Here is a 26,043-nt window from a genome sequence, read left to right on the forward strand (position 1 = left end):
AATGATTGAGTTTATTGATGTGAATTATAGAGTGGGCGAATATGCGATTTTGACGGGAATAAACCTGAAGATACGCGGAGGTGAATGTGTCCTGCTTGCAGGAGAAAGCGGCAGTGGAAAGACGACTTTAACGAAACTTATCAATGGGCTGATTCCTCATTTTTATTCCAGTGGGCAGCTTGATGGAGAGGTAAATGTTAATGGAGAACCAGTGGCGGAAACAAGTATGTATAAGCTTGCGGAAATGATAGGAAGTGTATTTCAAAACCCTAAATCGCAATTTTTTTATACGGATTCATCTGCTGAGATTGCATTCGGACTGGAAAACCGCTGTGTTCCACCGGAAAAGATTAGACAGAGGATTGTGGCAGCAGCGAATGAGCTGGGAATTGAAAATTTGCTTAGCAGGAACATTTTAAAACTCTCAGGTGGTGAAAAACAGATTATCGCATTTGCTTCTGTATATGCAGCAGAGCCGGAAATTTATGTGCTCGATGAACCCTCCTCCAATCTGGATAACACATCCGTTGAGCGATTGAAGGAACTGCTTCACTATATTAAGGCACAGGGGAAAACTGTGATTATTGCGGAGCATCGGCTGAATTATCTTAGCTCTGTAATAGACAGGGCCGTATATCTAAAAGGCGGACGGATTATGCAGGAATTTACTGCAGCACAGTTTCGTACGCTTACTGAAAGGGAACGGATTTCGATGGGTCTTCGAACCTTAAAAGAGACACAGATTACAATTCCTAAATGTACAGACCTAAAGGGTGAACTTTGTGTTGAAAGGATTATTAGCCGTTATAAGGAAGAGGAAATCAGTTTTGGGGCTAATTCAGGAGATGTTATTGGAATAGTGGGAAAGAATGGGGCAGGAAAAACAACTCTATGCAAGATAATCTGCGGATTGCTTAAGGAGCAATCAGGTACAGTCAGCTACCGAGGGAAAAAGCTTACAAGGAGGCAAAGACAGAGGCTCTGTGCCATGGTCATGCAGGATGTAAACCATCAATTATTTACAGACAGTGTTGTGGATGAATGTGAGCTGGCGGCACCGAAAGCATCGAAAGAAAAGATTGATAAACTTCTGCAAGGATTTGATTTGCTTTCCTATAAGGAGGTGCATCCTGCCGTACTGTCAGGGGGTCAGCGCCAAAGGCTGGCAGTATGCCAGGCAGTGCTGTCGGAGAAAAAGGTAGTGATATTTGACGAGCCGACAAGTGGTTTAGACTATACGCACATGATACAGACAGGAGAGATCATTCAGAAACTGTCCCGCGAGGGATATATAGTTCTCGTAATTACACATGATTATGAATTCCTGAACCTGGTTTGTCACAGTGTGATTCAGTTAGGTGAGCAAATTGCTGTGAAAGGGGGAAGGCAGAGTGCAGAAGAAATATAAGAAAAAGAGAAAAAATTGGTTTAGTACGCTGCTATCTTACGCAGATGGAAGAGAGCATAGGCTGTGGCTTTCAGTTATCCTTTCGATTGTCAGCATTGTGAGTGGACTTATTCCTTTTTACTGTGTTTACAGAATGGTTGATGCATATATGGTGGGGGCGCTTGGGAACGCAGTCATTATCTTTTGGGGAGCAATAGGTGTTCTTGCCTATACAGTCAAAATAGTTTGTTTTGGCTTTTCAACAGGCCTTTCACACTATGTTGCGTACTATGTCTTGGAGGGCTTGCGGCTTAAAATAGCAGAGACTTTTTTGAAAGCTCCTCTTGGAGAGGTGCAGGCACATTCAATTGGAGAGATCAAAAATGTGATTGTAGACAGAATAGAGGAGATTGAGCCGCCTTTAGCCCATATGATCCCGGAGGGAAGCGGACATCTTGTATTTCCTGCAGTGAGTCTGATTGCGTTGTTCTTACTTGATTTCAGAGTGGCATTTGGTTCCCTTCTATCTCTTCCAATTGGATTTGCGTTTATGTTGATTACATTTGCAATCAGTGGAAAGAGCATGGAAAAGTATATGGAATCAAATGTGCGTTTGAATAGTGTAATTGTTGAATACATTGAGGGGATTGAGGTAATCAGGGCTTTTGGGAAGGCAGGAAGCAGTTACAAAAAATATGCCGACACTGTCCTTGAATATAAAGAATTTGTAATCAATTGGATGAGGAACACCTGGGTAACAATGAAGCTCGCGTTTGCATTTATGCCAGCCACACTTCTTGGCGTAGTTCCTGTAAGCCTCTATCTGGTTTCCTGTGGAAGTCTTTCAGTATCTGAGATGACACTTGCGGTTATGTTAGCCTTGTCTATGGTTGTGAGCTTTGCAAAACTGGAAATTTTTGCCAATAGTATACAGCAGATGAAATATACTGTAGATCAGACGGAGGCTTTTCTTAACATGACAAGATTGTCAGAACCGGAAGCTGAAGCGATACTAAATGGCAGGGATGTCCACTTGAAAAACGTCCACTTTTTCTATTCAGAAAAAAGCGGAGAAATCCTACACGGAATTGATCTCACACTTCCTGAGGGAAGCTATACCGCTCTGGTTGGCCCAAGCGGAGGAGGGAAATCTACCTTGGCAAGGCTGATTGCCAGGTTCTGGGATGTTTGTGACGGAAGCATCGAAATAGGAGGAGTTGACATACGAAATATTCCTATCGCACAGCTATCAGAACTGGTGAGCTTTGTTACGCAGGATAATTTTCTATTTCAGGCTTCAATCAAAGAGAACATCCGTATCGGTAAACCTTCAGCAACGGATGAAGAGGTGATAGCCGCTGCAAAGAGAGCACGCTGTGATGAGTTTATTTCAAAGCTGCCTTACGGATATGATACATCTGCTGGTGAAGCAGGAAAAAAACTTTCAGGCGGAGAAAAGCAACGTATAGCCATTGCACGTATAATGCTGAAAAATGCACCGATTGTTATTTTGGATGAGGCCACCGCTTTTACCGATCCGGAAAATGAGCATCTGATTCAGCAGTCAATTTCGGAGCTCACAAAAGGCAAGACCCTTCTTGTCATTGCACACCGGCTGTCTACGGTGAAAGATGCAGATAAGATTGTTGTTTTAAATGGGGGCAGGGTAGAAGCAGTGGGTACCCATGAGGAACTTTTGAAAGGCTCGCCGCTCTATAAGAAAATGTGGAGTGCACACATTGGGGCAAAGAGATGGACATTGCAAGGAAAGGAGGATAAAGTCAATGTTTAGAACGATAAGGCGCATCATCCACTGGTGTGGGGATTTCAGAAAGAGGCTCTATATAGGCTTCTTCTTTTCATTCCTTTCTGGCCTAGCGGCCGCAGCACCTATCATATATGCCGGTTATATCATTGGAAATGTTGTGCAGTGGAGAGCCAGAGGTCTCAGTGTTCCATCAGGGCTTTGGCTGCAGAGTCTGGGTGTGATTTTTACAACGATTCTATTTAGGTTCCTTCTCGACTATATAAAAGCAAGATTTCAGGAAACTATAAGTTATGAGTTGGTTGCAAGAGATCGTCTGGCAATAGGGACGGCATTGAAGAGGGTGTCTCTGGGGTATTTTCAGGAGAAAGACACAGGCACTATACTCAATTCAATTACCACAGGACTTTATACCCTGGAAAATATGGGAATGAGGATGATAGATACCTTTGTCGGAGGATATCTTAGCTTTTTTTGTATTTTTATCCTGCTTTTTGTCATACACCCCTTAGGTGCATTAATTTGCCTGGTAGGTGTTCTGCTGTCCTTTATCTGCTTAAATCTCATTTCAAGGTACAGCAAAAGAAATACACTTATCCAGACCGAAGTGAATGAAAAACTGACAAGAGCGGCCGTCGAATATACCAGAGGACTGCCCGTGGTGAAATCATTCGGTATGGAGGGTGCGTCTTTTTCCGCATTTCGAAAGGCCTGTGCAGAAGCAAGAAAGATTGCCCTGAGAATTGAATGGGGATTTATTCCATTTAACTGCTTACACCTGCTTGCGTTAAAGTCGGCCAGTATCGTTATGATTATTTCTGTCATGGGAGCAGGACTCTCTAGTCATCTTTCCCTGCCAATGGTTTTTGTATTCTCCCTGCTTTCACTGACGGTATTTAATTCTCTTGAGCCGATTGCAGACAGTGCACATATCCTTTCCGTTATCAATAATGCTATGGATCATATAGAAGCCCTGTCTCCAGACAACTATATTGATGAGGACGGAAAGGACATTTCACTTTCTAGTTATGACATTCATTTTGAACAGGTGCGATTTTCCTACGACAAAGGGAATGAAAAAAGGAATGTAATTGAAGACGTGAGCTTTACAGCCTTGGAAGGCACGACAACAGCAATTATCGGACCATCCGGAAGCGGAAAGACAACGCTTTGCAGGCTTCTGGCACGCTTCTACGACGTGAGCGGAGGAAGGATTACTCTCGGTGGGCATAATCTAAAGGAATTTACCTGTGACAGCCTGTTGTCTAATATTTCCATGGTGTTCCAGAACGTTTACCTGTTTCACGACACTGTCAGGGCGAATATCTGCTTTGGGAAAGAGCAGGCATCAGAGGAAGAGATGATTAGTGCTGCAAAACAGGCACGTTGCCACGACTTTATCATGGCTCTTCCAGAGGGGTATGATACCGTAATTGGGGAGGGAGGCTCCACGCTTTCCGGTGGCGAAAAACAACGCATCTCTATCGCCCGTGCCATCTTGAAGAATGCCCCTGTTATTATACTTGATGAGGCCACTGCTAGCCTTGATCCTGAAAATGAGCATCTGATACAGGAGGCATTGACTGAACTGACAGTTGGAAAGACGGTGATTGTGATCGCCCACAGGATGGCAACAATTGAAAATGCCAATCAGATCCTTGTAATTGACGATGGGCACATCGTTCAGAAAGGTACGCATCAGCAATTGGTAGGGCAGGAGGGGCTTTATAAACGTTTTGTCAAGATACGCGAATTGGCCGAGGGCTGGTCTATAGTCTGAAAATGAGGTATCCTACAACTCCCATCTTGTATACCCACATGGTATTGCTTTACCAAAAGTGTTGTAATATAATATCCAATATCATTTTAATAGGAGGTTTAAGGGAATGTTAGGATATGTAAAAAATGAAAAATTAGAGTTTAATTATAAAAAATCCTGTGGTTTATGGTTAATTGCGGTTGCCTTAGTTATCGCAGTTGCCACCTTAATAGGGGGAAAACAAATAATAAATATGCAAGTATTTAGCATAGGTTACATGATTAGCTTTTTTTCAATTAATATGAATAAAAACTTACTTCATAAATTGTCCACTGGTTCATCGACTAAATTTCAAAAAAATGTTTCTAAGTATTCGATAATATTACTTTTTATATTAATGATATTTTTAGGTGGACCATTTTTTGCCACTGAGAATTGGAGATTGATATGGTTAGGAGCACTATTAGCCACAGCATTGCATTTTTTCCCATTCTATTTTGTACATGGAAAATCAATGATTTTATTAGGGATTATGTGTACCGTTAATATTATTATGGGGTATATTTTTTCAGATGTTTCTTTGGTACTGTTTGCCTATATTGATGCAATTATTAAATTCATATTTGGAGTTTATTTGTTGTTCTTTTCGAAAGCAACGAAGCAATAAACTGTAGTTTGCAAATCCACGCAAAATAAGGTGTTTAATGAGGGAATGTTTTTCTTTGTGCCAGCCATTGCAGATATTAGAATGTCCATCAATACCTATGCTTCATTGTACAAGACACTATGTGAGATTTATGATTGGCTCTGAAGTTTATTTATAAAAAACAACACAAAGAATAGAGAAGGTTATATTTTCTTAGAAAGGATATTAAAATGCAATACATATTCGCAGAAAGTTTAAAAGAACTTGAAACAAGATATAAAACACGGCAAAAGGTTGAAATCTTTGCAAATTTAGATTCTGAGCTTGAATATGTAATTTTCAAAAATAAGCATTTATTTGAAAATGAAGAAATAGATTTTTGGATAAGCATAGATCCTTACGATGATACTTTAATTAAAACCGAAAATATTAAATATTTGCTCAAATTTGGGAAAAAATTGCAAAATAAAGATGTCGTGAATAAAATAAAAAATAATGATTGGTTTAAGAACATTGAATCCTCCTATTCGATAAACGAAATTGAAAATTTCGCAAATGATTTAGTAAAAGGTTGCGAGTTTGCAATTTCTAATAAAAAAAACATTGTAAGTTCTGGGGACTAAAATATTGAAGGTAGCACAAAAATAATTATATAGATAACTAAATAAAGATAGGGGATACATACAATATCATCTATCTTTTTCTCTATAAATCTTAATTAAGCTGTTCTTCTCTTTTCATAAAAACTATAAAGGCAAGTATGGTTATCATTAGATAATTTATTATAGTATTTGCAAGTTCATTATTTAGCAGTGGAAAACAAAATGCCGCTTGTTTTTTCTGCATTAAAGCTTACAAAATTTGAAGTTATTTGGTAGAATAAAAGCATTGGTTCATACCTTATAACGATAACCCTAGATTTGAAACCCCTTTAACGATACTACCGTTAAAAAGTGAGTAGTCAAACCGTAAAAGTTGACTAAGATTTGACTATTATATTTTAGGGTAACTACATATTGACCATTGAAATCGACCACAACTTGACGTACGCTAAAAAGTACGCTATATTTAAGGCGAAAGGAGATGATGTCATGACTTCAATTAGTATAACAAAGGCAAGAGCAAACTTATATAAGACAGTTTCAGATGTAAATGAATACTCTGAGCCTATAACCATAACAAATAATAGAGGGAAAAATGCAGTATTAGTATCAGAAGATGATTGGCTGGCGATTCAGGAAACCTTGTATCTTAATCCCATACCAGGTATGACGCAAAGTATTTTAGATTCCAGAGCAGAAGATGTTTCTGAGTGTACATCTTATAATCCGGAGGAGGAGTGGTAGATGTATTTAATTAAATTCAGTAAACAGGCTGATAAGGACAAAAAGCTATTAAAGGGTGCAAGGCTTGATGGAAAAGCAAAAGAACTTCTAAATATCATAGCAGATTATCCATTCAAAGAACCACCACCATATGAGAGGCTGGTTGGGAATCTAAGTGGTTTCTATTCAAGAAGAATAAATATACAGCACAGGATAGTTTACGAAGTCTATGTTCAGGAGACTTATGAAGACGGCGAAGCGTATGAAGGATTTGTAAAGGTGGCACGTATGTGGACACCTTATGGTGGAATGAGGTAAATTACTACAAAAACAATACAAATGCATTGAAATAGAAATGATTTAGCGTTATACTAAAATAAAAAGATGGAAGTGAGGTGCAAGACATGGCGAGCACAATTCAGATAAGAGTAGAAGATGAGTTAAAGAGTAAATCAGATGCTTTATTTAAGGACTTGGGTACAGACACAACAACTGCAATCAGAATGTTTTTAACACAGGCTATTGCAGCAAATGGATTCCCCTTTGAAATAAAAAGACAGGTAGAATCGAATCCGTATGCACCGATGACCGAGAAAGAGATACTTGCAAAACTGAAAAAGTCCAGAGAAGAGAAAATGTTTAGGGATGCAGATGATGTGATTTCTGATATGAGGTCAAAGTATGGATTATAAGATTGTTTTAATGAGGGATGCAGAGGAGGATCTTGATAGATTTGTCACATATCTTATGTTTGAAAAGAAAAGTGATCAGGCTGCAAGAAATTTATTAAATGATTTTGAAGCAACAAAAACAAGTCTGTCAAATGTTGCTGGGAGTCTGAAACTTTGTGATAATCCAAAACTAAGGGAATTAGGATACCGAAGAATCAATTTTCTATCTCATCGATATTTTATGTTATATCGTATTGAAAACGATACAGTATATGTGGATAATATTTTTCATGAGTTGCAAGACTATGAAAATAAAATGAATTAAAGACTGGAATATAACTTTCTGAGTATATAATAGCAACAAATTTATATTTGTGGAGGCGTTGTATATGAAGCAGTGGTATATTGCAATAGCAGTGGCAATCGTATATCTGGCTATTAGCCTTACACTTCATACATGGTCGTGGTCTTGGTTTATTTGGGTTATCTATGCTGTATATAGACTGTGGGATAATAAAAAGAGCAAAGAAAATTTTCAAATTTAAGGAGTAGTCAATGAAGAAGATAATTGATTATCTGAAAGAAAAATATAACCCATTGGCAATTGTCACCTATGGCTCGTTTAGTTGTGGTATGAATGATTCATACAGTGATTATGATTGCATAATCATTGTTAACAAAAAAGACAATAGTCATGACGATACCGTTATTGATGGAATTCTGTTGGATTGCTTTATTTTCACAAAAGACGAAGTAATCAGCGAGAATCCGGATACTTTTCTTACCGTATATGACGGTAATATTGTTATGGACACAGATGAAATCGCGGCAGAGTTAAAAACACGAGTAAGAAAATATGTGGAAGAACATTCTGTTATTTCTTACGATGAGAAAAAATTCATTATAAGTTGGATCAAAAAAACAATGCACAGGGTTGAGAAGAATGACGATGAAGGAAACTACAGAGCTTTAGCGTTTCTATGGGAGAGTATAACAGATTATTTTCTGCTTAGAGATTTGTTCTATTTTGGTAGCAAAAAAGCAGTGGCATATCTGAAAGAAAGTGATGCAGAGGGATATCGTCTTTACCATGATGCTATCACAGATCGCACGAACGCAGTTATAAGAGAATGGGCGAATCATGTGATTAACATTGGCGAGATTTCAGCATAATCGCTCTGCCAAATCCCGGATTGTAAACCTACTCAGAATTGCTTTACCAAAAATTTAAGGAAAGTAAGAAATTAGAAAGCATTATATTTGATAACTAGCAAATCTTAACCAAAGATAAGTATATTCTTATTATATATATAGGTTTAACCAATTTTTCTAAAGCCAAAATGGATTGAAAGTATAATTACTAAGTACTATAATTAAATTAAGTGGCTGAAAAGATAGGAAGAATTTTTGAGTATATGTGGAGTTGAGATTGTGCATAAGAAGTATATTAAATAATTGTATTTATGTTACTGGTGGTGACACAAAATGGAGTGATTTATGACAAACGAATTATTGAAATATGTAAAAACAGGCAGTGTTTTTGAAGATGCTTGTAATATTATTGAAACTGCTCAGAAAGTTGCATACTCTGCGGTTGATTTAACGCTTGTTCACAGAAATTGGCTTCTGGGTAAGAGAATTGTTGAAGAAGAACTGGAAGGAAAGCGCACGGAGCGATATGGAAAAGAGATAATTATATCACTTTCAGAAGAATTGACTAAGGAATATGGAAAAGGATTTGATAAGAGTTCACTGTATAAATTTGCACGATTCTATCAGATGTACCCGAAGATTGTGGACTCAGTGAGTCCACAATCTGGATTGTTATCATGGACACACTATAGAGTATTGCTGCAAGTAGAAGATCCTGAAGCAAGGAAATGGTATGAGAAAGAAGCATTTGGACAGGTTTGGAGTGTACGTACATTACAAAGGAATATATCTTCGCAATACTACTATAGAATTCTTAAAACACAGGATAAATCAGCAGTAGAAACTGAAATGAAGGAATTGACTTCCGAATATCAGACAAAGCTTGAATTCATTAAGAACCCTGTTATTGCTGAATTTCTGGGTATGAAAGAGGATACGTCTTATCTGGAGTCTGACCTGGAGCAATGTATTATAGATAATCTTCAAAAGTTTCTGATGGAGCTTGGAAAAGGCTATGCTTTTGTAGCAAGACAGCAGCACATTCATACAGAGAAGGAAGATTATTATATTGATCTTGTTTTCTACAATTATATTTTGAAATGCTTTGTACTTATTGATTTGAAGACAAATAAAATAACGCATCAGGATATAGGACAGATGGATATGTATATTCGAATGTATGATGATCTCAAACGTGGGGAAGGAGATAATCCCACTCTTGGAATTGTGCTATGTGCGGATACAGATGAAGATATAGCCAAGTATTCAATTCTTAATGGAAATGAGCAGCTATTTGCATCGAAATATAAGTTATATCTTCCAACGGAAGAAGAATTACGCGCTGAGATTGAAACACAGAAGGAAATGTTTAATCTTCAGGTAGAAAATAAGAAAAACGAATAATTTGCAATGAACAAGGCACTTTCTGTTATAAGGTATAACGACATCCGCAGAGTGAAGATGTCAAACATTACGCCTCATGCATTTAGACATACCTACTGCTCGAATCAAGCAAAAGCTGGGATGAATCCTAAAACACTCCAGTACCTTATGGGACATTCAGACATCTCCGTCACAATGAATGTTTAAACCCACCTTGGATTTGACGATACAAAGGATGAGATGGTAAGACTTGAGGAACTTAATGCAGCAAAGAAAGAAGTTGAAAAGGTAGCAGGGGAAAGACCTATAAGTCAGAAAATGTTCAAGGTAATTTAATAAAAAAGGATGATGCCCCCGGTGGTAATGTGCTGGCGGGGTTATTTTTGTGATAGAAAAAGTATGGGTGTTATGCTATGATAAAATAATACAAATGCATTGAAATAGAAATGATTTAGCGTTATACTTAAATAAAAAGGTGGAAGTGAGGTGTAAGACATGGCGAGTACAATTCAGATAAGAGTAGAAGATGAGTTAAAGAGTAAATCAGATGCTTTATTTAAGGACTTGGGTACAGATACAACAACTGCAATCAGAATGTTTTTAACACAGGCTATTGCAGCAAACGGCTTCCCCTTTGAAATAAAAAGACAGCTAGAATCAAAACCATATGCTCCGATGACCGAGAAAGAGATAATTGAAAAACTGAAAAAGTCCAGAGAAAAGGAGATGTTCAGGGATGCAGACGATGTAATCTCAGACATGAGGTCAAAGTATGGATTATAAGATTGTTTTGATGAGTGGTGCGGAGGAAGATCTTGATAGCTTCATCACATATCTTTTGTTTGAAAAGAAAAGTGATCAGGCTGCAAGAAATTTATTAAATGATTTTGAGGCAACAAAAACAAGTCTGTCAAATGTTGCTGGGAGTCTGAAACTTTGTGATAATCCCAAACTTAGAAAACTAGGATATCGAAGAATCAATTTTCTATCTCATCGATATTTTATGTTATATCGTATTGAAAACGATACAGTATATGTGGATAATATTTTTCATGAGTTGCAAGACTACGAAAATATAATGAATTAAATATTGAAATATAACTTTCTGAGTATATAATAGCAACAAATTTTAAGTTGATGGGGGATAATCAAGGTGAATGAATTTAATGAATATGTTCGTAATAGTTTTTCTGAATCTGGCGATATTGTCATAAAAGCTATGATGGGCGGATACCTTGTATATTTTAATGGTAAGCTGATAGGTGACATTTGCAATAATGAACTGTTTTTAAAGAGAACGCTGACATCGGACAGACTGCTTGCAGATTCCGAGCTGCGTTATCCGTATGAAGGTTCAAAGACCTTGATGCATGTATTTGATAATTTTGATGATAAGGCTCTAATTCTGGAACTTCTGGATGGTATGTATGCTGAACTTCCGGAAAAGAAACCCAAGAAAGCTAAATGAGCCTGATAACTCCCAGTTTATCATCTTACTCAATCCCACTTTATCCGGAACTTAAGGACTTAGATAGTATGATATCTGATAACTCGCAAGTTACTCAACCAAAGATAACCACATTTTCATATAACTTTATAGCAGGTGGCAAAGCAAAATGCCGCCTGTTTTTTCTGTATTAAGCCTTATCAAACGTATCTTTATTTGGTAAAATAAAAGCATTAGTTCATACCTTATAACGATAACCCTAAATTTGAAACCCCTTTAACGATACTACCGTTAAAAGGTGAGTAGGCAAAACCTTGCAAATTAAGGCAATTCACTGCATTTTAGGAGGAAAAATTTAATGACAAAAATACTTTTTATCTGCCATGGCAACATCTGCCGCAGCACCATGGCGCACTTTGTATTCCAAGATATGATTAACAAAGCAGGCCTTGCAGACGAGTTCCTCATTGATTCCAAGGCCACCAGTACGGAGGCACTTGGAGAATCCACTCACTATGGGACAGTGAAAAAGCTTAGAGAAGTGGGGGTGCCTGTTCTGCCACATACCTCTACCCAGATAACCAAGAAAGATTACAGGGATTTTGACTACATTATCGCTATGGATACAAACAACCTTAGAAATCTGGATAGAATTCTAAGTGGTGATCCGAAAAAGAAGATAAGAAAGCTTCTCTCTTTTGCAGGAAAAGATGGTGATATAGCAGATCCTTGGTATACCGGAGACTTTGACGCTACGTATAGAGACGTACTTGAAGGCTGTGAAGGACTATTAAAAGAATTAACAACAAAGCATTAGTAAAATAATTCCTGCTCAAAACTACAAGACCAGCCTCAGCTCTTTGCTTACTGACATTATTTTAAATCCGGAGGAAATTCATGTCTTCACTACTTTTAGCAGTCATCTATCTCATTTTCATAAGCCTGGGGCTGCCTGACTCTCTCCTTGGTTCAGGCTGGCCTAAGATGCAGGCTGTGTTTTCGGTGCCATCATCTTATGCGGGTTATGTGTCGATGACTATATCATTTATGACAATCATCTCAGCACTTCTAAGTCCTCGTATGATAAAGCACTTCCATACAAAATGGATTACGATAGTGTCAATAGGGCTTACTATAGCCGGGCTTTTAGGATTTTCAATGTGTAGCCGGTACTGGATGCTGTTTATATTTGCTGTTCCTTATGGACTTGGAGCAGGAGCTATAGATGCTTCGGTAAACCACTATGTGGCAAATAATTATTCAGGCTCGGTTATGAACTTTCTGCACTGCTTTTACGGTGTAGGAGCGGTGATAAGCCCGTATATTATGGCACTCGCACTTAAATACGCAAGATGGAATGAGGGCTACAGTTGGACATCCTATATCCAGATGTTTATTCTTTTCGTGTGCATTATTTCCCTTCCTTTGTGGAAAACTAATGGAAAAGAAGAGGAAGAAGACCACAGTGACAGTGTTGGAATTAAAGAAGCGCTTAAGGTGCCTGCGGTTATTTTCACTTTGATTGCTTTCTACGCTTACTGCGCGGGAGAGACCACCTGTTTCCTTTGGACTCCGAGCTATTTTGCAGGTACAAAGAGTGGGCTTAGTGCTGAAACCATCGCTTCGTTTGGCTCGCTTGTCTTTGGCGGACTTATGCTTGGAAGGCTGATTTCAGGATTTATTTCAAATAAACTGGGAGACAGAAGGCTTATACGCATAGGCATTTTCGTGGAATTATTAGGAATAATAATGGTATTTTTACCTGTGGAAAGTTATATGGTGGCAGCAGCAGGCTTTGTTGTCATTGGAACCGGTATGGGGCCTGTCTATCCTGCCATCCAGCACATGGCACCTGCCAATTTTGGGAAGAAATACAGTGCAGCTGTTATAGGGCTTCAGATGGCAGCAGCCTATGTCGGAAGTACCTTTATGCCTATGATATTCGGACTTCTTCAGCAGAAAATCGGCATAGCCATTATGCCTACATATCTCTTGATTTTTGCCATTATCAACTTCGGAATGCTTGAGTTAACCTATAGTAAAATAAAGGTAAAACCAGCCTAAACCCACACCATTTAACATAATCTCTTGACAGTCACATGGCTTAATAATACAATGTCTGAAGATAAATAATTTGACGAAAGTTAAAGTTTAGCAAAAGTATTTAATGCTAAATCTAACCGGGCATAGTTATTATTAAAGACATGCGTCATAGAGATTTTTATTTTTCGGAGGTAATTATGGAAAAGCCAAATATAATATTCATGTTTTCAGACCAGCAGAGAGCTGATACTATGGGCTGTTATGGACAGGAGCTTGATATAAGCCCTAACCTTGACAGGCTTGCGGATGAGGGAGTACTTTTTAGAGATGCATTTACGGCACAGCCGGTATGCGGGCCTTGCAGAGCAATATTTCAAAGTGGCAAATATCCTACGGAAATAGGCTGCTACAGAAACGGACAGTCCCTCCCAAGAGACATCAAAACTCTCGCTAACTATATGGAAGAGGCAGGATATGAAAATGCTTATGTAGGAAAATGGCACCTGGCAAGTGATAGGGCAAGCTACAGCGTGCCTGCAAATCCTGACTATGAGACACATGCGATACCTAAGGAGAGAAGAGGCGGATATAACGGCTTCTGGAGGGTGTCTGATGTGCTTGAAGCGACCTCCCATGGCTATGACGGCTATGTATTTGATGAAAATATGAATAGGATTGACTTTAAGGGCTATCGAGTTGACAGGATTAATGATTTTGCACTTGAATTTCTTGATAAATATGATGGTAAAAAGCCGTTTTTCCTTACTGTTTCACACATTGAGCCACATCATCAAAATGACAGGGCTGACTATGAGGGGCCAGACGGCTCTAAGGAGAGGTTTAAGGATTGTAAGCTGCCTAAGGACTTAGAGGTGCTTGGCGGTGATGCAAAGCAGATGTATCCTGATTATTTGGGTTGCTGCAAGAGCTTAGACGATAATTTTGGAAAATTAGTTGATAAGCTAAAAGAAAAAGGCTTATATGACAACACGATAATAATATATTCCTCAGACCACGGCTCTCATTTTAAGACAAGAAACAGAGAGACTTACTTAAAGGGCTCTGATGACTACAAGAGAACCTGCCACAGCTCTGCACTTAAGGTACCTCTAATAATCGCAGGCGGCGCATTTAAGGGGGGGAAGGTAGTCCGGGAGGTTGTTTCTACCTGCTCTCTACCAAAGACAATCCTGGCTATGGCTGGAGTTGATGTGGGAGATAATATGATAGGTGAAAACCTTGAAACCCTTATAGATAAGCCAATAGACGAGGACAAGTTCGTATATGCACAGATTAGTGAAAGCAGACTTGGAAGATGTATAAGAAGCAAAGACTATCTTTACAGCGCATTTGCACCTGAAAGTAACGGCTGGGATGAGGATAGGAGCGATGTCTACGAGGAAGAGTTCTTCTACGATTTACGTAAGGACCCTTATGAATTAAACAACCTCGTAAATGACAAATCTACTCTGGAGATAAGAAAGAAGCTTGCGAAAAAGCTGATAGAGAAGATAGAGGCAGCAGGCGAGGGAAAGGTAGAGATAATAATTAAAGAATAATTTTAAGGACTAGTATTCTAAAGTGTAAGGCATAGGATATTAGTCCTTTTTTTCTACGAGGATATTATGCGTCAAAAGATAATTGAAATAATGGATGTAAATACTTATAATGGGAATGGAATAAATCATAAAGGTGTCAAAAGATGATAAATTCATTTGACATTTATATTGATAGATAGTTTTTTAAGAGATATAGACAGGAGAATTAAATGCCCGCTATCAGTGTACTTATAAAACCCGCTTCGGGGCTTTGCAATATGCATTGTGACTACTGCTTTTACAAGGATGAGATGGAGAACCGCACCGATGCCTCCTTTGGCTTTATGACTGAGGAAACACTTAAAAATGTGATAAGGAAGACATTACTTAGAGCTGAAGGGGTGGCAAGCTATGCATTTCAAGGTGGTGAGCCCTCTCTTCGTGGGCTTGATTTTTTTAAGAAGGCAGTAGAGTTTCAAAAACAGTACAATAAAAACAATGTGAGGGTGAACAATGCATTTCAGACAAATGGCACCCTCATTGATGAGGCTTGGTGTGCTTTCTTTAAGGAAAACAATTTTCTTGTCGGACTTTCCATTGACGGAAATAGATGTACCCACGACAAATACAGGCATTTGAATGGGAAATCAGCCTATGATAAGGCTTATGAAACTGCCAAACTATTTGATAAATTTGGAGTGGAATACAACATATTAACTGTTGTTACTGCAGATGTGGCAAAGAACATTGAAGAAATATACAGGGATTATGCCGAAAAAGGCTTTAAGTACCAGCAGTATATTCCCTGCCTTGAGGCATTTACAGAGGACAAAAAAGAAGGAGAATTCGCACTTACCCCTGAAGTTTACGGCGAATTTCTCATAAAACTCTTTGATCTTTGGTTTGAGGACTGGAAAAAGGGAAGACAGCCCTACATAAGAAGCTTTGAAAACTATGTAGGGATATTGATGGGCTACATGCCTGAGGCCTGCGAACAGCGTGGAGTCTGCGGCATTCAAAATACGGTTGAGGCTGATGGAAGTGTTTATCCGTGCGACTTCTATGCCCTTGATGAGTACAAATTGGGCAATTTTAATACGGATAACCTCGATGTAATAAATGAAAACAGGCTTAAGAGTAAATTCATAGAACGCTCCATCCCTCTTCCTGAGTCCTGTAAAGTCTGTCCATACATCCAAGTTTGCAGAGGAGGATGTATGAGAAACAGGGTGAAGAACGAATTTACAGGGGATTATGAAAACAGGTTTTGCTTAAGCTATAAGATGTTTTTTGATAAATGTCTTGATAGGATGTGGGAGATAGTGTAGAGGTTATAAACAATCACCTAAGGAGGTCATAATGCAAAAAAGAACAAGAAAGTACAGTGGTGTAAGGAGTGCAGAAGTAACAAGCCGTGAAATAAAGCATAGAGAAATAGCCAGATATGCTGCTACACAAGGGTTTGTGCTTCTAAAAAATGATGGGTTACTGCCACTAACAAGTGATGCAAGGGTATTTTTAGCCGGTACGGGAGCGGTTCACGCCATAAAGGGTGGAACAGGCTCAGGTGACGTTAATGAAAGAGAAGTAGTAAGTATTCTGACAGGATTTAAGAATGCGGGACTCACAGTTGTAAATGAAGAGGCTATCCTCTCTTCTACCACGGATTATGAGGATGCACAGGCTGAATATGTAGAAAAAATATTTAACAATATGTCAAATATATCAAGCCAGGATTTCTTTGAACTTTTTATGCGTGAGAAAAGACGTGATTTTAAGAGGGTTCCTATAGATGAAGAAGCAGTAAAGGCTTCTGATGCCGCCTTCTATGTAGTTAGCAGGGTTGCGGGTGAAGGAAAGGACAGAGTCTTAGAGAAAGGCGATTATTACCTAAGCGACATAGAAAAAGAAGAGCTTAACAAACTGGGAAAATACACTGATAACATAGTGGTTCTAATCAATGCAGGAGGCCCTGTTGACCTAAGTGATATATTAAGCAACAAGAGCGTAAAGGCTATAATGAATATATCACAGCCGGGTATGGAGCTAGGCAATGCTGTGGCTGATGTAGTAATAGGCAAGGAAACTCCTTGTGGAAAGCTGTCTGCTACCTGGGCTCTTCTTTATGGGGATTATCCAAATGCATCGACATTTAGCCATAATAATGGAGATGTTGAAAATGAGAGATATACTGAAGGCATCTATGTTGGCTACAGATATTTTGACAGCTTTAACGTAAAACCTGCATTTCCTTTTGGTTTCGGTCTTTCTTATACAGACTTTGAGATTTCTGATGTGAAGATATCAGCAAGCAGCGGAGAAATCACAGTAGAGTCTAAAGTCACCAATATCGGTAACAAATATAGTGGACGTGAGGTGGTACAGGTCTACGCTGCCTGCCCTCAGACAGGTATTAAAAAAGAATTTAAGAGGCTTGTCGGATTTAAGAAAACGAGAGAGCTTAAGCCCGGTGAAAGCGAAGCCTTAAAGGTGACTATATCCTCTAAAGCGCTTGCTTCCTTTGATGAAGAGAAGAGCCACTGGATGCTTGAAAATGGGGAATACGGTATATTTGTGGGCAATTCTTCTGACAAAGCAGAAATAGCGGGAATGGTATCAGTTAAAGAAGATTATGTAATAGAAAAGGTTGAGCATATTCTTCCGCTTCAGGAGAAACTTGAAGAAATAGTAAGGCCTGATAGTGTGATAAGTGAGCTTACAAAGAAATGGAAGGAAGAAGCAGAAAATAAGGGGATTAAAGCCATCACCTTTGTTCCCGTTACAGAAGAAAGAGCAAAGAAGGGGCGTAGTGACCTTGACCTTATTTCTAAGGATTTGGCAGCAAAGCTCTCAGATGAGGAGCTTACAGCTCTTTTAATGGGAGAAATAAGCAAGGGACAGGACAACATAAAGGATAATGAGCTGATTGAAACAGGTATCTGTGTTCCTGGAGCAGCAGGGGAGACAACCTGTGCGCTTGAAGAAAAGTATGGTATTCCAGGAATATCGATGGCAGATGGTCCTGCCGGCTTAAGAGTGCTTAGAAGCTACGATGTGGACAGAAAGACCGGGAAAATATATGGAGTGGGGCTTATAGGAAGCCTTGAAGGCGGCCTTTTTAGGAGGGACTATAAGAATGAGGATGTAGACAAGTACTATATGTACGCGACTGCTATTCCTATAGGCACTCATCTTGCACAGACCTTTGACCTTGAATTGGTTAGAAATCTCGGCAAGCTTGTAGCGGATGAAATGACTGAGTTTGGTATTGCCTGGTGGCTGGCTCCGGGACTTAATATTCACAGAAATCCTCTTTGTGGAAGAAACTTTGAGTATTATTCAGAAGATCCGCTGCTTTCAGGGGAGATGGCAGCTGCCATTACACTTGGAGTACAGTCCATTCCGGGTGTGGGTACTACTATCAAGCATTTTGCCTGCAACAATCAAGAAGACAATAGAATGAGCTCGAACAGCATAGTATCTGAAAGAGCTTTAAGAGAGATATATCTCCGAGGGTTTGAAATAGCCATTAAAACAGCCCAGCCAATGTGCATTATGACCTCCTATAACCTCATCAACAGCATACATACAGCAAACAGCTATGACCTTTGTACGATAGTAGCAAGAAATGAGTGGGGATTTGAAGGAATAATAATGACAGACTGGACTACGACAACTGCGGGCGGAAGCAAGTCATCTGCTTGCGCTATAGCAGGAAATGATCTTATAATGCCTGCAAATCAGATAGACATTGACAACATAATGGCTGCACTTAAGGACGGTTCTCTTCCAAGAAGCATAGCAAGAGCCTGTGCAGCAAGACTTATAAAGGTTATCTTCCAGACTATAGGAATGGAGGATATAGAGGCTTATAATAAACAGTTTGGATTTTAGAATGGATAAAAGATGATTAGACTACAGGTTGTTGAAGACGAAGCTCCGATAAGGAACGGAATCATAAGACATGTTCCCTTTGCGGAGCTTGGTGTAGATGAAGTAAGAAGTGCCTCCAGTGCTGAAGAAGCACTGGAGATTATGAGCGAATATAAGCCTGATATCATTATTTCAGACATAAGAATGCCTGGGATGGGAGGTATTGAGCTTTGCAAGACTTATAAAAATAAGGCAAAGGACTGCCAAATCATTTTTATAAGCGGATTTTCGGATAAGGAATATCTGACTACCGCAATCTCTTTGGGTGCAGTTAACTATATTGAAAAGCCTATTGACATTGAAGAGTTAAAAAAGTCGATTAAAAAGGCTGTAGATGCTGTAGTTAAGATAAACAGACAGCATAAGAACCTTTTACATAGTGTGCTTACACTTCCGGAAGAAGCCATAAAGGATTCTTTGCATCAAAACGGGGAGGCGGAAGGCATTTTTACTCCAATTTTATTTACAGCTAAGGAAGGTATTGTAAGCCTTAGCTCAGTAGCTAAAGGCCTTACAGAGCTGTTATCAGAAGGAACAGCTAAGGAGTACACTTCCCTCACGGACTCTCTTGGAGGCAATATTTACCTCATTCTTCTTAAGAGCAATGAGAGTTTAGATGATATTAACGCCAAGATGATTGGTGAAAAGTTACTCTCGGTCAGAAAAAATGATGAGCAATGGTTTGTTGCTCTTGGCAGTGAGATGAAAGGCTTTGCCTGCCCTGAACCTGAAGAATTAAAAAAAGAAATTGCGAGATTAAAGAAGCAGCTTAATTCACTTTCATATCTTGGCTGGAATAAAATATCCACAAAGAAAGATGAGGCTGTTGATAAATATGTGAGTTTATCAGATGTGGAGCTTGCAGACTTTCAAAAGATGATAAATGCTGGTGAGACTGAGAGTATGCTAAAGCAGGTAAACTACTGGTGTAACAAGCTGATACAGGACAGGGCCGCCATGAATCTGTCGGTAAAGAATAGCTTTTATACCCTGCATAATATGATTGAAAAGCATTATGGAAGCAAAACGGAAGATACTATTTATGAAGGCAGTTATGTATTTATAGAAGAAGCAAAGTCGGTAGAGGAAATCTGTGATTATATATGCAGTTACATTAAGGAAATTAAGACAGTAAAGCAAAATGTCTCAAGTAATTATATTATTAAAGAAGTTTGCAACTATATAAACAGCCACATATCAAAAACTGACTTATCAATAGTTGAGCTTTCTGAGGTTGCCTGCCTTGCGCCTACCTATCTGAGCGCACTCTTTCGCAAAAAGACAGGTAACACAATAAGCTCTTATATCCAGGAAATGAGACTAAATAAGGCATGTGAGTTGTTAAAGAATCCTGCTTATAAGCAGTATGAGGTTGCTGAAATGGTAGGCTATGATGATGCCAAGTATTTTGCCAAAGCATTTAAGAAGAAGATGGGACTAACACCATCAGAATATAGGGATAATATGCCATGAAACTTTTAGTCAAATTAAAAAATAAGTTTAATGCTCTCCCAATGAATAAGAAGATGCATATCTCGTTTGTGCTTCCGATAGTTCTACTTTTGGGAGTACTGCTTTTAGGTATGGGTTCTCTTTTTGAAAGTTTATATAAAAAACAAATAAATTACAGCATAGAAAGAGCAAATACACAGGCGGATGCATTTATTAGCAATTACCTTAGTAATCTAAGATTTATAGCAGACCAGATTAAGTCTGACAGAGATATAAGAAGTGTCCTTGCAGATAAGAACTTCGGCAATAAGAAGGACTTGGGAGATAATTATAGGGAGTTCCTTAAGCTTAACTCTGCATTTGGCTCCATTGAGGTTGCTCATCCTAATTTTAAGATAGGAATGTTTTTAAAAGATACGATACTATATTCAAACAATAAACATTTCTTTTATCCGGAATCTGATTTATTTGCACATCCAGGGCCTATAGGTAAAAATTATTATGCCATATTTAAGGTAAAAGAAAAAAATAATAACTATGAATATCTAAGCTTCATAACTAAATATAACGTACAAAAGACTGACGGAGAGTTAGAAACTTATTCTGTCATGTCGCAGGTTGACATTGAGAAGCTAAAAAAGGTGCTTGAAAGTGCAAAGAGCGTGGAAGGTGCCCTTCTCTATCTTGTCGATGAAAAAGGTACTGTACTTGTTCATCCAAATAACAGGGCTAATATGGAACTTCCAAATGTAAAGAATTACAAAGCGATGAGTCTGGTTAAGCTTGAGGATGGGGAGTTCTATTATACCAGGAGAATCATGGATAATGACTGGAAGATAGTAAGCCTTATACCTAAAGTGAAAATAAAGAAACAGAGCAGTATAGTGACTACTATCTATATAGCAGCAACGGTAATTATGATTGCAATAGTTTTCACTATTTCTTTTGTGTTTTCTAAGTATTATTCAGGTAAGATATTTGCTCTAAAAAAGAGAGTAAATGATATAACCGAAGGTAATTTATCGGTTATAAATGAAGAAGTGGATTCAAGTACAAAGGATGAAATGGATGAGCTTTACAATAACTTTGAATTCATGGTATCGGAAGTTAAGAGGCTTATGAAAGAGCAGTACAGACTTGGTAAAGATGTGACAAGAGCAGAAATGAGGGCATTACAGGCACAGATTAATCCACATTTCCTATATAACACACTCGACTTAATCAACTGGGGAGCACTTGACTACGGGGCTGAATCAGTTGCCAAAATTGCAAGAGATTTGGGGCAGTTTTACAGGCTTAGCTTAAACCATGGAAGTGCCGTTATAAGTATAGCAGAGGAATTTTTACATGTAGAGTGCTTTATAAGAATTGAAAATGTACATTATGAAGGTGCTATTCATCTTGAGACAGAGGTAGATGAGGATATAAAAAATTTCGCCTGTCTAAACATACTTCTACAACCATTTGTAGAAAATGCAATAGTACATGGAATAGCTGAGCATTCTGACATCAAAGAGGTAAATATAAAGATAACCGCTAACAAGTTAGAGGATGATATAGAGTTTCATATAATTGATGACGGATTGGGAGTAGACAAGGATGAGATAGAAAAGCTTCTTAACGAGCGGCCTGTTGGAGGATTTAGAGGCTTTGGCATAAATAACGTAAACTTCAGACTTAAGCTCTGTTATGGAGAAGATTACGGTATACATTATGACAATGTAAAGCCTCATGGAACTGACGTAACCATAAGGATAAAAGCACTTACAATAAATGAGCTCGAAGAAGCATTGATGTAGATACACAAAAATTTCCCCCTTTTCTTAAAATCGTCTGTGTAAAATGCGGTAAAAATAAATTAAAATTATACCAACAGTAATCCGCATGAATAACTTTAAGGCGGTAAAAAGGAGGAAAAAAATGAAAAAAAGATTATTATCTGCTTTTGTTGCATCTTGTCTCATAGCCTGCAGTTTGACGGGCTGTGGAAGTAAGGGTAGTACAGAAAAAGCTTCAACTGCTGCAAGCACAGCAAAATCAGGGAGTGCTGCAAACCAGTTTGCAGATGAAGTAAACCTTACAATGTATGTTGTAAGTGACAGACCGGCAGGACAGGATTTAATAGATGAGAATTTCAACAAGCTTCTAAAGGAGAAGATGAATACAACTCTTACTATTAACTGGATACCTTGGTCTGACTTTGCAAACAAGTATCCGCTTTTATTCTCCTCAGGAGAAGAGTTTGACATGGCTTATACATCAAACTGGCTTAACTGGACACAGCTTGCAAGAAAAGGTGCTTTTATGAACCTTGATGACCTCTGGGAGAAGTATGCACCTGATAACTTTAAGGCAACCACTGACAATGCTAAGAAACAGGCAAAGGTAGATGGCCACTACTATGTAATCCCTACCCAGCTCGCTACTTATAAGGGATATGGACCTATCTACCGTACAAAGTTTGACGATGGCAAGGAATACAAAGAAGAAGTTAAAGACTTTGAAAGCTATGAGAAATACTTAGACTGGGTAAAAGAGAATGAACCTGGAATACAGCCTTTTGAAGTATATGCAGAAGGAACAGCAGCTGATGATAACTGGATGTACATCAATGGTTTCTGCAACTCAAAGGGTGCTACAAACGACTTCCTTTTCTTCGACCCTAAGGAAGCAAATCCTAAGCTTTTCACATATTATGAGTACCCTCAGGTAAAGGATTATCTTTCCATGATGAAGCGTTGGAATGAAAAAGGCTTCTTCTCAAAGTCAGCCCTGTCTGATACAGACGCAACAAAGACACAGAATGGTGTAGCTGCTACAAGGCTTCACAACATAGATACTTATGGAGGGTATTATTCAATGCATCCTGAGTGGAATTTTAAATTTGCTGACTTTGTTAAGTATGAGGCACATCTTCCTTATACACAGGATGCCCTTGCTATATCCCATACCTCAAAGAACCCTGAGAGAGCCCTGGCATTCTGGAATCTTGTAACTACTGATAGAGAAGTTTACGATGCTTTCTACTTTGGTGTACTTGGAACAAGCTACGAGCTTGACGACAAGGGACGTTTCACATTGCTTGATACTAACAATTACAATACATCAGCTATGTGGGCTGTAAGAACCAATGAGCTTCACCGTATGGATGCTAAATACCCTGACTCCTACGAGACACTTCGTAAGGAATGGGAAGAGAAGATAAAGGCTGATGATACAGCAGAGAAGTTCTCATCTTTTATTATAGATACATCTAAGATTGAGACAGAATATGCAGCCTGCAACAGCGTACATCAGCAGTACTGGTGGCCACTAGAGCTTGGTTATACCGATATTGACAAGGGTCTTGCTGAGTATGAAGCAAAGATGAAGGCAGCAGGTGTTGACAAGGTTAGAGCTGAAATACAGAGACAGCTTGATGAATATGTAGCAGGTCTTGGTAAATAAAAATTTATAAAATGACAGGAAAAGTGCAGTCCATTATGGGCTGTGCTTTTTCCTTTAATAAAGGCACTGATTTTTAGATGTAATTTAAAACTTAAATTTTTCCCCTATTTCATAATTATATAAGTGTAAACTCATTTGATAAAAAGCTACAATTAAGAAAATGAAATATTATGAGGAGGCAGCAATGAAAACTAACGGTTTTTTAGCGGAATTTAAGAAGAATAAACCGCTGTTTGTGATGATTTGTCCCGCAGTTATTCTTACTATTGTTATGGCGTATCTTCCTATGTCAGGACTTGTCTTGGCTTTCAAGAACTATAGGTTTGACCTTGGAGTATTTGGAAGTGATTGGAACGGTATAGAGAACTTTAGATATCTCTTTGAATCAGGCACGGGATGGCTGATTACAAAGAATACCATAGTATATAATCTGGTTAATCTTATAACCTCGCAGCTGCTTGCGATAGCTATAGCAATCTTCATCTCTGAGATAAACAAAAAGGTATTTAAGAAAGTGTCTCAGTCATTGATTTTCCTGCCTTACTTTATATCCTGGGTAATCGTAGGAACCTTTGTGTTTGCAATATTTAACTATGAAACAGGCCTGTTAAACAGCATCATAAAAGCCTTTGGAGGAGATCCGGTAAATGTCTATGAAATGCCCGGTATCTGGCCTGTAATCATAGCCTGCTTTAACTCCTGGAAATGGTGTGGTTACAACTCAGTTATATATATAGCCGCAATAGTTGGTGTAGATGCTGAGATATATGAGGCTGCATCAGTTGATGGAGCAAATATTTTCCAGAGGATAAGAAATATCACCCTACCATCGATAAGAGCAACAGTTATCACAATGCTTCTTCTAAACGTAGGCCGTATTCTTCGTGGAGACTTTGAAATGTTTTACCAGATAGTTGGACAAAACGGTCAATTGTTTAATGCAACCGATGTTATTGATACTTATGTATTTCGCTCCCTCTTACAGAATTCGAACCTGGGGATGAGTGCGGCGGCATCGCTGTATCAGTCAGTACTTTGTTTTGTAATAATTATAATCGTCAATAAGATAGTTAAAAAGGTTGATGAATCAAATGCTTTATTCTAAAGGAGGAAAATATGGCAGCTAAAAATAAAGACATAGAAAGCAGCGGCTTAGGCTCTAAGGTTAAGCTTAGCACTTCTTCAAAGTTATTTTATATATTAGCCTATGTATGTGTTGGACTTATGGCTCTCATATGTATAATACCGTTTATAGTGCTGATATCAGGCTCATTTACATCCGAGAACTATATCAGGACACAGGGATACAGCCTTTTTATCAATGATTTTTCAACCAAGGCCTATGGTCTCATATTCAGGAATCCGGTTACAGTGTTTCGTGCCTATGGTATATCTATCTTAATAACAGGTGTTGGTACTATCTTAGGTACTTTACTAATCACTATGACAGCCTATGTAATTTGTAGAAAAGATTTTAAGTACAGAAACCACTTTTCATTTTTCTTTTACTTTACCACCCTTTTTAACGGTGGAATGGTTTCAACCTATATCTTCTACATTCAGTATTTGAAATTAAAGGACAGTCTTTGGGCTCTCATATTGCCTGGATTATTCAACGTATTTTATCTGCTCATAATGAGGAGCTTTGTAAACACAATACCGCCATCACTTATAGAAGCATCAAAGATAGATGGTGCAGGGGAGTACAGGATTTTTTTCCAGGTAGTCTTCCCGCTTCTTAAGCCGGGCCTTGCTACTGTAGGACTGTTTATGGCACTCGGATATTGGAATGACTGGTACAATGCAATGCTTTATATAAACAGCAATACTAAGTTCCCTCTACAGTATATGCTATACAATCTCTTACAGCAGACGCAGGCGCTCGCAAGAATAGCCTCGCAGTCCGGCATCAGTGTGGCTGATTTGCCGTCTAACAGTCTTAAGATGGCAATGGCAATAGTTGCAACCGGCCCTATACTCCTTGTATATCCTTTTGTACAAAAGTACTTTGTAAAAGGTATTACAGTGGGTTCTGTAAAGGGTTGATATTTATAAAGTAAAGATCGTGATACATTTAACAAACTAGCAAATATTA

Annotated in this window: 25 protein-coding genes and 1 pseudogene; all 26 read left to right on the forward strand. The window is 38.5% G+C overall.

Annotated features, from left to right (window positions below; genetic code table 11):
• Position 1 precedes the first annotated feature (1 nt).
• The 26 genes and pseudogenes from JJN12_RS13775 (at position 2) to JJN12_RS13900 (ending at position 25,994) form a co-directional block, all read left to right on the forward strand.
• Positions 2-1,408, forward strand: coding sequence for an ABC transporter ATP-binding protein (locus JJN12_RS13775; protein ID WP_208430222.1), 1,407 nt, complete (start codon positions 2-4; stop codon positions 1,406-1,408).
• Entirely contained in the window at positions 1,392-3,179 is a 1,788-nt protein-coding gene (locus JJN12_RS13780; RefSeq protein ID WP_208430223.1) for an ABC transporter ATP-binding protein, read from the forward strand. The genes JJN12_RS13775 and JJN12_RS13780 overlap by 17 nt, the downstream gene beginning before the upstream one ends.
• Positions 3,172-4,932 carry an ABC transporter ATP-binding protein gene (locus JJN12_RS13785; RefSeq protein ID WP_208430224.1) on the forward strand — a complete coding sequence of 587 codons (1,761 nt, stop codon included), beginning with the start codon at positions 3,172-3,174 and terminating at the stop codon, positions 4,930-4,932. Before JJN12_RS13780 ends, JJN12_RS13785 begins: the two co-directional genes overlap by 8 nt.
• Positions 4,933-5,038: 106 nt before the next feature.
• Entirely contained in the window at positions 5,039-5,578 is a 540-nt protein-coding gene (locus tag JJN12_RS13790) for a DUF6609 family protein (RefSeq protein ID WP_208430225.1), read from the forward strand.
• Between the two features lie 209 nt (positions 5,579-5,787).
• Positions 5,788-6,180 carry a hypothetical protein gene (locus tag JJN12_RS13795; RefSeq protein ID WP_208430226.1) on the forward strand — a complete coding sequence of 131 codons (393 nt, stop codon included), beginning with the start codon at positions 5,788-5,790 and terminating at the stop codon, positions 6,178-6,180.
• A 468-nt stretch (positions 6,181-6,648) separates the two neighbouring features.
• Positions 6,649-6,903 (forward strand): type II toxin-antitoxin system Phd/YefM family antitoxin, encoded by a 255-nt coding sequence (locus JJN12_RS13800; protein ID WP_208430227.1) that lies wholly within the window; start codon positions 6,649-6,651, stop codon positions 6,901-6,903.
• On the forward strand, positions 6,904-7,200 hold the full coding sequence (locus tag JJN12_RS13805) for a Txe/YoeB family addiction module toxin (RefSeq protein WP_208430228.1): 297 nt from the start codon (positions 6,904-6,906) through the stop codon (positions 7,198-7,200).
• Between the two features lie 86 nt (positions 7,201-7,286).
• Entirely contained in the window at positions 7,287-7,574 is a 288-nt protein-coding gene (locus JJN12_RS13810; RefSeq protein ID WP_208430229.1) for a type II toxin-antitoxin system RelB/DinJ family antitoxin, read from the forward strand.
• Positions 7,564-7,878: a type II toxin-antitoxin system RelE/ParE family toxin gene (locus JJN12_RS13815; protein WP_208430230.1), complete on the forward strand. Its 315-nt coding sequence runs from the start codon at positions 7,564-7,566 to the stop codon at positions 7,876-7,878. Before JJN12_RS13810 ends, JJN12_RS13815 begins: the two co-directional genes overlap by 11 nt.
• Before the next feature lie 64 nt (positions 7,879-7,942).
• Positions 7,943-8,098 (forward strand): WxxxWxxW domain-containing protein, encoded by a 156-nt coding sequence (locus JJN12_RS13820; RefSeq protein WP_208430231.1) that lies wholly within the window; start codon positions 7,943-7,945, stop codon positions 8,096-8,098.
• A 10-nt stretch (positions 8,099-8,108) separates the two neighbouring features.
• Positions 8,109-8,726 carry a nucleotidyltransferase domain-containing protein gene (locus JJN12_RS13825; protein WP_208430232.1) on the forward strand — a complete coding sequence of 206 codons (618 nt, stop codon included), beginning with the start codon at positions 8,109-8,111 and terminating at the stop codon, positions 8,724-8,726.
• Between the two features lie 324 nt (positions 8,727-9,050).
• Positions 9,051-10,109 (forward strand): PDDEXK nuclease domain-containing protein, encoded by a 1,059-nt coding sequence (locus JJN12_RS13830; protein ID WP_208430233.1) that lies wholly within the window; start codon positions 9,051-9,053, stop codon positions 10,107-10,109.
• Between the two features lie 30 nt (positions 10,110-10,139).
• A pseudogene (locus tag JJN12_RS14750) lies at positions 10,140-10,424 on the forward strand (tyrosine-type recombinase/integrase); the annotation flags it as partial.
• A 159-nt stretch (positions 10,425-10,583) separates the two neighbouring features.
• Entirely contained in the window at positions 10,584-10,871 is a 288-nt protein-coding gene (locus JJN12_RS13840) for a type II toxin-antitoxin system RelB/DinJ family antitoxin (protein WP_208430234.1), read from the forward strand.
• Complete coding sequence (locus JJN12_RS13845) at positions 10,861-11,175, forward strand: type II toxin-antitoxin system RelE/ParE family toxin (protein WP_208430235.1); 315 nt, start codon at positions 10,861-10,863, stop codon at positions 11,173-11,175. Before JJN12_RS13840 ends, JJN12_RS13845 begins: the two co-directional genes overlap by 11 nt.
• A 66-nt stretch (positions 11,176-11,241) precedes the next feature.
• Positions 11,242-11,556, forward strand: a complete 315-nt coding sequence (locus JJN12_RS13850; RefSeq protein ID WP_208430236.1) for a TfoX/Sxy family protein — start codon at positions 11,242-11,244, stop codon at positions 11,554-11,556.
• A 337-nt stretch (positions 11,557-11,893) separates the two neighbouring features.
• Positions 11,894-12,352 (forward strand): low molecular weight protein-tyrosine-phosphatase, encoded by a 459-nt coding sequence (locus tag JJN12_RS13855; RefSeq protein ID WP_208430237.1) that lies wholly within the window; start codon positions 11,894-11,896, stop codon positions 12,350-12,352.
• 80 nt (positions 12,353-12,432) lie between these two features.
• Positions 12,433-13,599 carry an MFS transporter gene (locus JJN12_RS13860; RefSeq protein WP_208430238.1) on the forward strand — a complete coding sequence of 389 codons (1,167 nt, stop codon included), beginning with the start codon at positions 12,433-12,435 and terminating at the stop codon, positions 13,597-13,599.
• A 176-nt stretch (positions 13,600-13,775) separates the two neighbouring features.
• Positions 13,776-15,137 carry a sulfatase-like hydrolase/transferase gene (locus JJN12_RS13865; protein ID WP_208430239.1) on the forward strand — a complete coding sequence of 454 codons (1,362 nt, stop codon included), beginning with the start codon at positions 13,776-13,778 and terminating at the stop codon, positions 15,135-15,137.
• Positions 15,138-15,346: 209 nt separating this feature from the next.
• Positions 15,347-16,444, forward strand: coding sequence for an anaerobic sulfatase maturase (locus JJN12_RS13870; RefSeq protein WP_208430240.1), 1,098 nt, complete (start codon positions 15,347-15,349; stop codon positions 16,442-16,444).
• 31 nt (positions 16,445-16,475) lie between these two features.
• Entirely contained in the window at positions 16,476-19,010 is a 2,535-nt protein-coding gene (locus JJN12_RS13875) for a beta-glucosidase (protein ID WP_208430241.1), read from the forward strand.
• Positions 19,011-19,022: 12 nt separating this feature from the next.
• On the forward strand, positions 19,023-20,522 hold the full coding sequence (locus JJN12_RS13880; RefSeq protein WP_208430242.1) for a response regulator: 1,500 nt from the start codon (positions 19,023-19,025) through the stop codon (positions 20,520-20,522).
• Positions 20,519-22,300: a sensor histidine kinase gene (locus tag JJN12_RS13885; RefSeq protein WP_208430243.1), complete on the forward strand. Its 1,782-nt coding sequence runs from the start codon at positions 20,519-20,521 to the stop codon at positions 22,298-22,300. Before JJN12_RS13880 ends, JJN12_RS13885 begins: the two co-directional genes overlap by 4 nt.
• A 121-nt stretch (positions 22,301-22,421) precedes the next feature.
• Positions 22,422-23,948, forward strand: coding sequence for an ABC transporter substrate-binding protein (locus JJN12_RS13890; RefSeq protein ID WP_208430244.1), 1,527 nt, complete (start codon positions 22,422-22,424; stop codon positions 23,946-23,948).
• 184 nt (positions 23,949-24,132) lie between these two features.
• On the forward strand, positions 24,133-25,053 hold the full coding sequence (locus JJN12_RS13895) for an ABC transporter permease (RefSeq protein ID WP_208430245.1): 921 nt from the start codon (positions 24,133-24,135) through the stop codon (positions 25,051-25,053).
• Between the two features lie 11 nt (positions 25,054-25,064).
• Positions 25,065-25,994, forward strand: coding sequence for a carbohydrate ABC transporter permease (locus tag JJN12_RS13900; RefSeq protein WP_208430246.1), 930 nt, complete (start codon positions 25,065-25,067; stop codon positions 25,992-25,994).
• Positions 25,995-26,043 lie beyond the last annotated feature (49 nt).

Source organism: Catonella massiliensis, from assembly GCF_016651435.1.
Taxonomy (GTDB): domain Bacteria; phylum Bacillota; class Clostridia; order Lachnospirales; family Lachnospiraceae; genus Catonella; species Catonella massiliensis.

Excerpts from the sequence above, each read along its gene's own strand:
- JJN12_RS13840 (WP_208430234.1), top strand. The coding sequence starts at position 10,584 with ATGGCGAGTACAATTCAGATAAGAGTAGAAGATGAGTTAAAGAGTAAA.
- JJN12_RS13875 (WP_208430241.1), top strand. The coding sequence starts at position 16,476 with ATGCAAAAAAGAACAAGAAAGTACAGTGGTGTAAGGAGTGCAGAAGTA.
- JJN12_RS13805 (WP_208430228.1), top strand. The coding sequence starts at position 6,904 with ATGTATTTAATTAAATTCAGTAAACAGGCTGATAAGGACAAAAAGCTA.
- JJN12_RS13825 (WP_208430232.1), top strand. The coding sequence starts at position 8,109 with ATGAAGAAGATAATTGATTATCTGAAAGAAAAATATAACCCATTGGCA.
- JJN12_RS13775 (WP_208430222.1), top strand. The coding sequence starts at position 2 with ATGATTGAGTTTATTGATGTGAATTATAGAGTGGGCGAATATGCGATT.
- JJN12_RS13865 (WP_208430239.1), top strand. The coding sequence starts at position 13,776 with ATGGAAAAGCCAAATATAATATTCATGTTTTCAGACCAGCAGAGAGCT.
- JJN12_RS13815 (WP_208430230.1), top strand. The coding sequence starts at position 7,564 with ATGGATTATAAGATTGTTTTAATGAGGGATGCAGAGGAGGATCTTGAT.
- JJN12_RS13810 (WP_208430229.1), top strand. The coding sequence starts at position 7,287 with ATGGCGAGCACAATTCAGATAAGAGTAGAAGATGAGTTAAAGAGTAAA.
- JJN12_RS13800 (WP_208430227.1), top strand. The coding sequence starts at position 6,649 with ATGACTTCAATTAGTATAACAAAGGCAAGAGCAAACTTATATAAGACA.
- JJN12_RS13820 (WP_208430231.1), top strand. The coding sequence starts at position 7,943 with ATGAAGCAGTGGTATATTGCAATAGCAGTGGCAATCGTATATCTGGCT.
- JJN12_RS13845 (WP_208430235.1), top strand. The coding sequence starts at position 10,861 with ATGGATTATAAGATTGTTTTGATGAGTGGTGCGGAGGAAGATCTTGAT.
- JJN12_RS13870 (WP_208430240.1), top strand. The coding sequence starts at position 15,347 with ATGCCCGCTATCAGTGTACTTATAAAACCCGCTTCGGGGCTTTGCAAT.
- JJN12_RS13885 (WP_208430243.1), top strand. The coding sequence starts at position 20,519 with ATGAAACTTTTAGTCAAATTAAAAAATAAGTTTAATGCTCTCCCAATG.
- JJN12_RS13880 (WP_208430242.1), top strand. The coding sequence starts at position 19,023 with ATGATTAGACTACAGGTTGTTGAAGACGAAGCTCCGATAAGGAACGGA.
- JJN12_RS13890 (WP_208430244.1), top strand. The coding sequence starts at position 22,422 with ATGAAAAAAAGATTATTATCTGCTTTTGTTGCATCTTGTCTCATAGCC.
- JJN12_RS13795 (WP_208430226.1), top strand. The coding sequence starts at position 5,788 with ATGCAATACATATTCGCAGAAAGTTTAAAAGAACTTGAAACAAGATAT.
- JJN12_RS13855 (WP_208430237.1), top strand. The coding sequence starts at position 11,894 with ATGACAAAAATACTTTTTATCTGCCATGGCAACATCTGCCGCAGCACC.
- JJN12_RS13895 (WP_208430245.1), top strand. The coding sequence starts at position 24,133 with ATGAAAACTAACGGTTTTTTAGCGGAATTTAAGAAGAATAAACCGCTG.
- JJN12_RS13900 (WP_208430246.1), top strand. The coding sequence starts at position 25,065 with ATGGCAGCTAAAAATAAAGACATAGAAAGCAGCGGCTTAGGCTCTAAG.
- JJN12_RS13785 (WP_208430224.1), top strand. The coding sequence starts at position 3,172 with ATGTTTAGAACGATAAGGCGCATCATCCACTGGTGTGGGGATTTCAGA.
- JJN12_RS13830 (WP_208430233.1), top strand. The coding sequence starts at position 9,051 with ATGACAAACGAATTATTGAAATATGTAAAAACAGGCAGTGTTTTTGAA.
- JJN12_RS13860 (WP_208430238.1), top strand. The coding sequence starts at position 12,433 with ATGTCTTCACTACTTTTAGCAGTCATCTATCTCATTTTCATAAGCCTG.
- JJN12_RS13790 (WP_208430225.1), top strand. The coding sequence starts at position 5,039 with ATGTTAGGATATGTAAAAAATGAAAAATTAGAGTTTAATTATAAAAAA.